Source organism: Pantanalinema rosaneae CENA516 (assembly GCF_050753385.1).
Lineage (GTDB): Bacteria > Cyanobacteriota > Cyanobacteriia > Leptolyngbyales > Leptolyngbyaceae > Pantanalinema > Pantanalinema rosaneae.
On record NZ_JBLZFZ010000001.1, the window covers coordinates 37,404 to 50,099 of the forward strand.

Annotated in this window: 2 protein-coding genes; both read right to left on the bottom strand. The window is 48.5% G+C overall.

Annotated elements, in window-relative coordinates; translation table 11 throughout:
- Nucleotides 1–55: 55 nt before the first annotated feature.
- A complete protein-coding gene (locus ACN4EK_RS00105) occupies nt 56–6,397 on the bottom strand; it encodes a non-ribosomal peptide synthetase (protein WP_431655280.1) in 6,342 nt (2,113 codons plus the stop codon).
- Nucleotides 6,398–6,874: 477 nt separating this feature from the next.
- Complete coding sequence (locus ACN4EK_RS00110; protein WP_431655281.1) at nt 6,875–12,334, bottom strand: trifunctional serine/threonine-protein kinase/ATP-binding protein/sensor histidine kinase; 5,460 nt, start codon at nt 12,332–12,334, stop codon at nt 6,875–6,877.
- Between the last annotated feature and the right edge of the window lie 362 nt (nt 12,335–12,696).

Sequence of the window (12,696 nt, forward strand, 5' to 3'; positions counted from 1 at the left end):
TAATCAAGACACTTATCAGGCTAAATGCGCTCAATCATCTCTCGCCACTAGAAAGCTACTGCCTGGGAGGCGCTTCTAAGAAACCACTATCAATGAAGTAGGAGAAACAGGTTTCAATCAACTTGGCGTTAACAGGTGGACAGGTAATATCGGTATCTGCCAATCCAGAGATGGCATTCCTGTCATCATAATCAGGCGTATTTTGATACAGTTCCATCACCGTCACCTGCTCCTGAGAAACTTTATCCGTGATGAATGGCAGCAATGGATAGAGAGCGTTTTCCTGGGAATGGCGGGTGTGATGCAGGAGTTCCTCCTTCCATTCAGTGTACGAGAGTTTTTTGAGCGGATAGCCATAGTCCTGAATCAGACCAAATAAGGTGACCAGATCAACGTTTTGTCCGGGCTGGGGGACGAGATGAAACACTTGACCGATCGACTCTGGCTGGCGAGTCAGGTGCGCGATCGCTCGACTGGCATAATCCACGGGAATCAGTTCTTCCTTTTGATCGACTAAATCTGGAAAACTGCCCAACTGAATACAGCCTTTGATCAAACGAGAAGGATAGTCATCGGTTTTAGTCATCCCTGTTTGGCTGTGACCCAGCACCAACCCAGGACGCAAAATTGTCACCGGCAGACCCCGCGATCGTGCCATCCACATTAATTTCTCAGCCACCCATTTACTGCGGGTATAGCCCATGTGGACATAATCAACTCCCCGATCGAGATCGGTGGTTTCGTGCAGCATCTTCAGCCCAGTAAAATAACCGATCGTGCCAAAGACTGCCACCGTAGAGATAAAGTGGACAGGCTTCACCCGACTCAGGCAAGCCAACCGCAGAATCTCTTGAGTCCCGGATACCGTCTCCGCCTTCATGGCTGAATAGGGTTTGACGAAGTTCACCGGAGCGCCATTGTGATAGATCACTTCGATCACCTCAGTCAGTCGCTCAAACTCGCGCCGAGTCAGCCCCAGCAGGGGTTGTCCCAAATCACCCGGAACCGCCTGAATCCGAGTGCTAAATTCCGGTTGCCACAACTGATAACGCTCTAAATTCTGCTGAATCCGCTGCCACCCATCTCTGACATTCGCCGCCCGTACCAAACAATGTAAAGTGGCTTGAGTTTGTTGCAGCAGTTCGGACAGCACAAATGCGCCTAAGAACCCCGTGGCTCCCGTGAGGAAGATATGATTGGGCTGAGCAACGATCGCCAGATCGACCGGAGTTCCAGTTGGGTAAATCGTCTCATCCAATACCGCTTCTGCCGCTAAATCGATGTGATTCGTGAAGACTGGCAGACCTCGGCGCAGGGCATCAACCGTTCGGGCTAGTCCGGCAATGGTGGGATGCTCAAATAGATGTCTGACCGGCAGTTCGATCTGAAAGGTTTCCTGCAAACAGACCATTAACTGTGCCGCTAGCAAGGAGTTGCCCCCCAGTTCAAAAAAGTTATCCTGGACACCCACCGTCTCTAGCTGGAGAATCCTTGCCCAGGTCTCCGCCAGTTGGCTTTCCAGATCGGTACGGGGAGCCACATAGGTCGAATCCAAATCGGGGCGATCGCCGTCCGGAGCCGGAAGCGCTTTGCGATCGACTTTGCCATTGGGATTAAGTGGCATCTGCTCCAGCAGGACAAATGCTGCCGGGAGCATATATTCCGGTAATTGAGTTTGGAGGAAACGCCGCAATTCACTAATCGATGGAACAGGGGACGACTGGCTAACTAAATAGGCAACTAATTGTTTCTGGGCTGGGATATCCTCTCGCACTATTACAACCACTTCCCGAACTGATGGATACTGTCTCAAAGTAGCTTCAATTTCTCCCAATTCAATCCGGAAGCCGCGAATTTTCACTTGATGATCAATCCGACCCAAAAATTCCAGATTGCCATCGGGGGTATAACGCACCAGATCCCCAGTTTTATACAGGTAGTCAGCTGCGAGAGAGGAATCAGCCGGTTGAAACGGATTGGGAATAAACCGTTCTGCGGTCAGTTCCGGTCGATGCAAGTAGCCACGGGCTAAACCTGCCCCCCCCAGGTACAATTCTCCTGGGACACCGATCGGAAGCCGTTGTTTCTCGCCATCCAGCACATACGCTTGAGTATTGCTAATCGGCTGACCAATCGGCGGTGCTTTCTGACTATCTTTGGGAATGAGCGCTACGGTGGAATAGGTGGTGTCCTCCGAAGGTCCATACAGGTTATACACCTGTTGCACTTGAGTTTGTTGATAAATTTGCTGCACCAGGGAGTTGAGCAGTGGTTCTCCCGCTAAATTGACGGTGCGAACTGAATCAGGAATGCCATGAATCCGCAGCAGTTCCGCGATCGCCGATGGTACGGTATTAATCAAGGTGACTTCCTGGGCGTGGGCTAGATTTGGTAAGCACAGGGCACTCTGCGCTAATACGACCTTGCCTCCAGAACTGAGGGTGACAAATAACTCAAATACCGACAGATCAAAACAGATCGAGGTCGCCGCTAGCACAACAGCCAGATCTTCCGCCGTAAACACCGACTGTGCCCAATGAATCAAGGCAACGGGACTACGATGTTCGATCGCGACTCCTTTCGGTTTTCCGGTAGAACCAGAGGTATAAATTACATACGCCAGATCATGGGGCTGCACATCGCTTGTGAAATTATCTGGACTCTGGTTTGCAAATTGTTTAGCATCATCAACGCACACTATTTGGACTGACTGATGCGGTAGTGCTGCCATCAAGTGAGTTTGAGTCAACAATACTTTTGCCTGGGAATCCTCAAGCATAAACGCGAGTCGATCGCTGGGATATTTGGGATCGAGCGGCACATACGCCCCTCCAGCTTTGAGAATTGCCAACATCCCGACCACCATTTCGATCAAGCGATCAACACAAATGCCGACTAAAACTTCCGGTGCAACTCCCAATTGCTGTAAGGTACGTGCCAGTTGGTTCGATCGCTGGTTCAGTTCCTGGTATGTCAGTTGATCGTTACCAAACACGATCGCGATCGCATCCGGAGTTCGTTCCACCTGGGCGGCAAATAATTGATGAATACACAGATGATCCGGGTATACCACCTGAGTTTGATTCCAGACGGCAAACTGCTGTACCTCTGTTGGAGTCAGGATTGGTAGGGTCGCCAGTCGTTGTTCGGGCTGGGCGGCAATACTCGTCAGTAAGGTTTGCAGATGTCCCACCAAACGGGCGATCGTCTCCGGTGCGAATAAATCGGTACTGTATTCTAAAAAGCCAGTGATCCCGTCGGCGGTTTCCGTCAAGTCTAGCGATAGATCAAATTTTGCCGTTTGATGATCGATCGCTTGGCGAGATAGGGTGACCCCTGCCATTGACTGGGTTGTCATCGGCACATTTTGCAGATTAAACATCACCTGAAACAGCGGATTGTAACTGGTATCTCGCTGATGCGGTTGTACTGCCTGCACCACGGTGTCAAACGGCACATCCTGATGGGCATAGGCTGCCAGAGCCACCTCCCGAACCCGATGCAATAGCTCCCGGAAACTGGGATTATTAGATAAATCGGTGCGGAATACTAACGTGTTAACAAAGAAACCAATTAGTTTTTCAGTTTCTAAGCCATGACGGTTGGCGATCGGAGAGCCAATACAAATATCCGTTTGTCCAGTGTAGCGACAGAGTAAGGACTGAAATGCCGCTAACAGGGTCATATACAGAGTGACTCCCTCTTGCCGACTCAATTGCTTGAGTTGTGCTGTCAGGGAAGGTGGTAGGGTAATTCCATGACGGGATCCCTGGTGGCTGGGGCGGGGCGATCGGGGATAGTCTGTCGGTAACTGTAAAATCGCTGGCGCACCATTTAATTGCTGGCTCCAATACGCCAGTTGGGACTCTAACTCCGCTTGGGACTGTCCTCTCTGCCAGATGGCAACATCAGCATATTGCAATGGTAACGGAGCTAATCCGGCAGATCGTTGCTGCAAATAAGCTGGATAAACAGCCGTTAACTCCTCCAACAGCACCTTAAACGACCATTCATCACAAATAATGTGGTGTAGATTCAGGAAGAGAATATGCTCGGTGGAACTGAGGCGGAATAGGATTACCCGAATTAACTGATCGCGACTCAGATCAAAGGGACGTTGAGCCTCTATCACCATGCGTTTGCCAGCTTCTGACTCTGGTTCCTGAGCCGTTGAGACATCCACAATCGACAAACTTATATCCGCGATCGACTGAATCACCTGAACGGGCTGACCTTCCCGGAGCGTAAAGTTGGTGCGAAGAATTTCATGGCGTTGGACGATCGCTTGTAAACTTTGCTCCAATGCCATCACATCTAATTCACCCCTCAAACGAATCGCTTCAGGCACGTTATAGAACGGATGATTAGGCACCAACTGATCCAAGAACCAGAGTTGCTGCTGCGAATAGGATAGTGGGATAGGTTGCTGTCGGGACTGGGGCTGAATGCGGTTGTTAGGAGTTGATAACTGGACTGGCAGCATTGATTCCAGATGTTGCGCCAGTTCAGCGATCGTGGGTCGCTCAAACAGACAACGTAAGGATAGTTCGATCTGAAATGCCTCGACGATGCGAGCAACAATTTGGGTGGCTAACAGCGAGTGACCACCTAATTCCAGAAAGTTGTCATGAATGCCAATCTCACGCCACCCTAAAACCTCCTGCCAAATTCTGGTCAGGGTTTGCTCGGTGGCTGTGCGGGGGGCAACCATCTGGTCAGATAAGGATTGGCTAACATCAAAGGCAGGGAGCGATCGGCGATCGATCTTGCCATTGGGCGTAAGTGGTAACTCCGGCAAGACAACGAAACCCGAGGGAAGCATGTAATCCGGTAGCGTTTGTTTTAAGCGATCGCGGACAGTTCGGATAAATTCTATTTGAGAGACAACTAGATTGGATTTAGGGACGACATAAGCAATTAATTGATTATTGTCAAATTGATCCGCTTGCACCGTGACAACTGCTTCCTGCACATCCGGATGGTTCCACAGTACCGTCTCGATTTCGCCTAACTCAATCCGAAACCCGCGAACTTTTACTTGATGATCAATCCGACCCAAAAATTCCAGGTTGCCATCTGCCCGCCAGCGCACCAGATCACCCGTTTTGTACAGTCGAGAACAGGCTGCTAAATTTGGGGCATTTGCTAGATCACTATCGACTTCCTGATATTTACCCCCGATCGCCTGGTGACCAATCAGATGCGACACAAATCGTTCGGCAGTAAGCTCGGGTCGATTTAAATAGCCACGGGCTAAGCCTGCACCCCCAATGTAAAGTTCCCCAACTTCGCCCCAGGCAACGGGCTGACGATCGCCATCCAAAATGTAAACCTGAGTGCCGTCAATTGGGACTCCGATCGACGGAGATTCCTGGCTACCCGGCTCCATTAACGCCACCGTGGAATAGGTAGTATCTTCAGACGGCCCATACAGGTTATATACCTGCTGAATCGTCGGCATCTTATACAGATCCTGAACCAGTCGGTTTTGGAGCGGTTCGCCTGCCAGGTTGACGGTTTTCACCGAAGCGGGAATTCCCTGCGTTCTCAGCAATGCCGCGATCGCCGAGGGAACGGTATTGACCAGCGTCACCGGATTCGCCGTTTGAAGCCGAGGCAGTTGCAGGGCGTTTTCTGCCAGGATCACCGTACCGCCCAAACAAAGGGTGACAAACAGTTCAAACACCGATAGATCAAAACAAATCGAGGTTGCTGCCAACACACCAGCAAGTTCTGCCGAGGTATACACCTTGCTTGCCCACCGAATTAAGGCAACAGGACTGTGATGCTCGATCGCCACACCTTTGGGTTTACCCGTCGAACCGGAGGTGTAGATCACATAGGCCAAATTCGTCGGAGTTGTGTGCCCTGGTAGATTCTCAGTGCTGTAGCGAGCCAACTGATCCCGCATGGCTTCTGGGCAAACCATCTGGGCAGTATGTTCCGGCAGTGATGCCGTCAGGTGAGATTGCGTCAACAGGACCGAGATGTGAGCATCCTCCAGAATGAAGCCTAATCGCTCCGGTGGATAGTTCGGATCAAGGGGCACATACGCCCCACCTGCTTTCAACACCGCCAGTAATCCCACGACCAGGTCGAGCGATCGCTCCAGGCAAATACCTACTAAAACTTCTGCTTCAACCCCAATGGTTCGCAAATAGTGAGCCAGTTGATTGGCGCGATCGTTTAACTCACCATAGGTCAGGCATACGCCCTCAAACTCTACCGCCACTTGATCGGGTGTTTGTGCGACTTGAGACTCAAACACCCGATGAATTAATTCATAGTTACAATAGTCAACGGCGTACCCCTGGGCAACGGAGGTAGTTGAGTGCTTATCAAAAAATGATCTAGCCACGATCGGTTCAGCAATCTCTCGGTTGTTTAAGTTCTTCATGTATTCACGTATTTTTTAGGGGAACTTCATAGAAGTTAGTCTTAATATTCTTTAAATGTTCACCGTAGACCTACCTGTTTTAGTCAGATTGAACTTCTCAGTAAATCTAGCGAGGAAATATTTATATACGTGATATCAAATAAATTAAAATAAATATTTTTATTGTTGAACTATAAATCAACAACATCAGAGATTTCGGAATATTTATGATGAAAAAATCAGTTAATCAAGCTTGACCAAGGATTTAGCTGAACTACTAAAAATTACTGAGAGCCTCAAAATAAAAATTAAGTACAAGCGTAATTTTAAGTAAATAATAAACCAGCAAAAGATCAGTAGCGATCGTAATCCTACTTAGGTATGTATCCAATCAGGCTGAATCAGTGTTCATAAAAAATTGGCTGCAAGAATTACACAAAAAACTCTTGCAGAATAAAAATATAAATTTTGCCCATTCTCAACAGCCGCGTTCGGAAACTAGCTTGCCGGTGCTGATTGTCTGACCGGAATTTCAATGATGAATTCTGTCCCTTTACCTATAGTAGAGCGACACTTGAACTGTCCTCCATGCTTATCAACTACAATTTGATAGCTGATGGATAATCCCAGTCCCGTTCCAGAACCTACAGGCTTAGTGGTAAAAAAGGGATCAAACAAACGATGTCTGACGGTTTCTGGAATTCCCGGACCATTATCGACAAAGCGGATTCTGATCCAATCCGGATTCATGACCTCTGTATAAATCCAAATAGTGCTGGGGTTAGCTTGCATCTCAGCAAACGATCGTTCGCGATCGCGGTCGGTTAGGGCATCGATCGCATTATTGATCACATTCATAAAGGTTTGATTCAGTTGTCCGGCATAGCATTCCACCTCTGGCAGGTTGCCATACTCCTTGACAATTTGGATGCCCACAGTCTCAGTCTTCTCGCGTAATCGGTTCTGCAAAATGAGCAGGGTATTATCAATGCCTTCATGAATATCAACGGGCTTCATGTCTGCCTGATCCAGCCGCGAGAAATTACGTAACGACAATACAATTTGGCGAATGCGATCGGCACCAATCTTCATGGAACCTAATAGTTTTGGCAAGTCTTCCTGCATATACTCCAGGTCAATCTCAACCATTTCTGCTTGAATCGCTGGTACAGGATTGGGGTAATGGTGTTGATAAAGTTGAACCAGCCGGAGTAAGTCCTGGCTATAGGCCTGAGCATGAACCAGGTTGCCGTGAATAAAATTAACTGGATTATTAATTTCGTGAGCTACTCCAGCCACCAGTTGTCCCAAACCAGACATTTTCTCAGTTTGAATGAGCTGCAATTGGGTCTGTTTTAATTCGTGTAAGGTCTGTTCCAATTGGGCAGCTTGTTCCTTCAAACAGGTATTCTTTTCCTTTAATTCCAGTGTCCGTTCTTCCACCTTATGTTCCAGATTACGGCTGTATTCTGCAAGTTGACCATTGGCAAGGCGCAGGTCTTGAGTGGCCGCTTCTAAGTTGGTATAAAGACGGGCATTCTCCAAAGAAATGGCAACCTGGGAGGTCAGAATGCCTAATATCTCAAGGCATTGAGACGTAAAGGCTCCGACAGTGAGATTATTTTCCAGGTACAGCACCCCAATCAGTTTGCCTTGATTAATAATCGGCGTACATAGAATTGATTTGGGTTGAGTCCGAATAATGTAAGGATCGCGGGTAAATTTGCCCTGACGGATGGCATCGCTTAACACAATGGATTCCTGGGTTCTGGCGACATAATTGACGATCGACAGAGGGAGTTGCTGATGCATCATAATGGGCACAGATTGCCATAAAGTCACCTCTTCCTGCTCTGCCATTGCCGTTGCTTCTACCATCAGTTGCCCATTTTTTTCTAACATTAAGCAACTGGTTTGAGCACCTGCATTTTCCATCAAGATTTTCAACAGGTTTTCCAATAGACGATCAAGAATAATTTCACCCGCGATCGCCTGGGAAGCTTTGACAATCGTGCCGAAATCAAAATCTCGTACCCGCTGACTCACCGAGGAACCCGTTGTACTTACAGAATGCCCTGTTGTAGTAGACTCAATGATTGATTGGCTCAGCAATTGAGGATAGCGAGCTTCCATCTCTTTCACCTTACCCAGCGCCCCCCAGCGTAAATAGCTGTAATAAGCATCGGTCAGATAAACCTGGGCAATGCGATCGCGCCCTCGGGAAAAGTAGAATTCCGCCGCGAGTTGATTGGCTAAGGCTTCTTCCTGAAGGTAGCCATTGACTTTCGCCCCTCGAATCGCTTTGTCATAGTAGGTCATTGCCTCTAATTCCTGCCCCAAGACTCGCGCTTGTTCGGCAGCCACCAGATCATACTTATGTTGATAGTTTTCCGGCGCATGTACCGCCCACTGACTCATCAATTGCTGATTTTCGACAACTTTCTCCAAACTCGATCGCGGCTCGGCTGCATTTTCTTCGGTGCAAACCGCTAACAGCGCCAGAGAGTAGTAGAAATTATGCTGCGCGAACTGTAAGAAGCCAACCATGTTGCCTTGATACTTCTCGGCTTCCTGGGCATGGAGCGCTGCCTGCGGATAGTCCTTAAAAATACAGAGCAGAATCGTTTTAGCCAAATGGAAGAGAAACAGCAGCGTCCCGTTCTGGGTAGCCATCAACATGGGTAACATGCTGCGTTCATCGAAGCTTTCCCCAGCTAATACTAAGGGATCTTCGGCGGCTCCGATCAAATTCAGTACCAGTTGATGACAAATCTGCCCGAAGTAGATTTGATATTCCTGTTTAAACTTCAACAACAAATCAATATACTGTTGCTGTTGCTGATTTACCTCTTCCAGGGGTTCCCCGACAAAGAACAGGTAGTTGCTATAGGACGTGGCATTGTAGCAGGCATATTCCACATCCCCCGTTTCCAAACCAATTTGAATCGCTTCCCGTAACGGTGCGATCGTTTTGCGGGCGGGTTCTTTCCAATGGCGGACAAACACATCAAAAATGTTAATGACTTTGGCGTGCAGTTTGCGGGCATGAAAGTGTTCCAGGAGCTTTAAGCCCAACTTGCCAAAGCGATACCCTCGCTCGATCCCCGCCGGACTGCTACATAACACCAACCCATAAAAGGTGTAACCAAACGCGCCAAAGGCAGAGTTACCCGATTGCATCGAGAGATTGACCAGCGTATAGGCAATCAGCGGTAATAACTCCGGTTTCGCATTCAGGCTTGGTGTCACCAGCGTAATCACAATCCGCATCGCCGCTAACTTGTAGGGATCGACCATCTCTGGCAAGTGAATTAATGCTTCAATTTCCAGGTCAGGAGGAGGCGTTTGAGATAGTGGCTCACCTAAGAGTTCCAGCACTTGCAGCGATGTCTCGATCGCCGCTAGCATCTGGTTTTGGGCAATATAAAAATAGATCTTAGTTTCATATACCTTGACCTTTTGCAGCAGATCCTGAGCATGATGCAGGACAATCTCCGATAACCGCTCGGCTTGCTCAAAGTGAGCCGTTAAATACTCGGTTTCAGCCGCTTCCGCATAAAGTGCTAAGCTCAGGTCATAATGGTCTGACCAACTCGTTGCTGGTAGCCCTTCTAATCCGGCGGTGAAGTATTGACTGGCAGGTTCATAGGCGGCGGCAGCTTTGGCTTTGCGCCCAGCAATCAGATTTAAAGCGGCTAATTCGATCCGTTCGGCAGGATCACAAATCAGCGCGGCTCCCAGATTCAGTTGATTGACAATGTCAAAAATCGCTTCTTCCCGGTTCGCTGGAGGGGTATGTTGTAGCAGCAATCGTCCGACATGGAGATGCGTTTCCTGGCGACGATCGTCGGGAATCAACAGATAAGCCGCTTGCTGCACCCGATCGTGCAAAAAGCGATAGGCAATATTCACCTCGTCACCCTCCTGGCTCAGAGAGGACTCCAGTTCAGTCACATGGGCAAGCTTGTACGCCTGACTCAAGGGTAAAATTAGCCCCTCTTGCAATGCCTCCCACAGATCATTTGCCGTTGCCGACAGCGATTTTTCGTGCGCGATCGCCAACAGGTTTAAGGTAAACGTATTGCCAATGCAAGCGACCAGCTTTAAAGCGTTCTGAGTTGGTTCAGACAAGCGTTGCAGCTTATCGACCATCAGATCCACGACATTGTCAGTAATTCCTACCTGGCGAATCTGCTCTAAGTCCCATTGCCAGCACCGGGTTGCCAAATCAAAGGACAACAGGTGTTGCTCGTAGAGCGCCATTAAGATTTGATTGAGAAAGAACGGATTTCCATCGGTTTTCGCCAGAATCAGTTCGGCAAGCGGACGACATTGGGCTGGGCAGCAGTGGAGCGTATCCGCCATTAATTGATTGACAGTCTCTAACCCTAAGGGGGGCAAGGTAATTTCGTTGACAACCACTCCAGCGCGGCGAATTTCCTCCAGGGTTACCATCAGCGCATGGGTTGGAGTGACTTCATTATCCCGGTAGGCACCAATCAGGCACAGGCATAGTCCATCGGGAGAGGTGGTCAAAAGCTGGAGTAACTTCAGGGAAGCGGAGTCTGCCCACTGCAAGTCATCTAAAAACAACACTAAAGGATGCTCGGGTTGAGCAAAGACCCCAAGAAATTGCTGGAAGACAAGATTGAACCGATTTTGAGCTTCGGAGGCTCCTAGTTGCGGCACAGGCGGTTGTTCACCAATGATCAGTTCCACCTCTGGAATCACATCAATCATGATTCGACCATTTGTGCCAACCGCATCCAGAATCCGGTCTTTCCAGATCTGAATTTGCCCCACATTCTCGGTCAATAATTGCCGGATCAGCTCCTGCAATGCCTGGATCAGTGAAGCGTAGGGAATATTGCGTTTAAACTGGTCAAACTTACCCGTAACAAAGTAGCTGGACTGACGCACAACTGACTTTTGTAGCTCATGTACCAGTGCTGATTTACCCACCCCAGAGTACCCAGCAATCAGCATGAACTCAGTAAACCCACAGCTAACCCGATCGAAGACAGCCGTTAAAATATCAATTTCAGGTTCCCGCCCATACAACTTTTGCGGAATTTGAAACTTAGTGGAAATGTCCTGCTCCCCCAGGGTGAAGGGTTGGATCGCTCCGGTGGTCTGAAGTTGCTGAAAACACTGTTGCAAATCAGTCTGAATGCCATAAGCACTTTGATAGCGATCTTCGGCAGTTTTCGCCATCAGTTTCATCACTAAGTTGGAAAGTGCCTCGGGAATATTCGGACAAAGCTGATGGGGCGGAATCGGTTGTTTGGCAATGTGGCAGTGGACTAACTCCAGGGGATCCGTGGTGGTAAACGGCAATTGTCCGGTCAAAATCTCATAGAATGTTACGCCTAAGGAGTAGAAATCAGTCCGGTAGTCGATCGCCCGATTCATCCGTCCCGTTTGCTCGGGCGACATATAGGCTAATGTGCCTTCAATCAAACTGGGGTTATAGGCAGATTGGCTTTCTCTGGAAAGCAGGGAGGCGATCGAGAAATCCGTTAGTTTAATTTGATTTGTAGCTGCATTAAAAATAATATTGAGTGGTTTAATATCTTTGTGAATGATATTTAGTTCATGCAGAGATGCCAGGGTGCCGGTCAGCTGAATACCGATGTGCAAAAATGTCTCAAGGTTAAGCTGATTATTGCAGGTGAGATCTTTAATGGAGTGTCCCCCAAAGTCTTCCAGCACCAGCGCCAATCCCTTGTATTCCACCACCTCATAGATTTTGACTACCCCCTCTAAATTCAAGTCTTTGGTAATTTCAAACTCATGCCGAATTCGGGCAATTTCATGGGGGGTAGGATGCTCGGCTCGCAGTGCTTTCAATACAATCGGTTGTCCGTTTTGTTCTCTGACCCCTCGGTAAACGATCGTTTTCGCATCCTCATAGATTTTTTCGATCAGTCTACATCCTGCAACTGTAAAACCTGCCACCACAACCATTTCTGCTTAAGTCCTTAATTGGGGTTGATGCTGCCTAACCATGAGACGACGACGATCGCCGCCAGCCGATATGAGATTAGGATGCCCAGGTTGTCGCAGAACTGAACTTTTCTACATTGAAAGTCTAAAGTATTCAATCAGGCAGCCCGTTGTCTCAAGCGATCACGCTGCACTCAGTAGTTTCCGCAACAACAATGGCATTGTCTGGCAATACTGTTAAATTGATCGCGCTGCACTCAGTAGTTTTCGCAGCAACAATGGTATTGTATCGGTCTATATAACCATTGCATGGGGGTGTATTCAGTAAGTTCCATAGCCCCATTCGTATTGATCGGGCTGAATTCAGTAAGTTC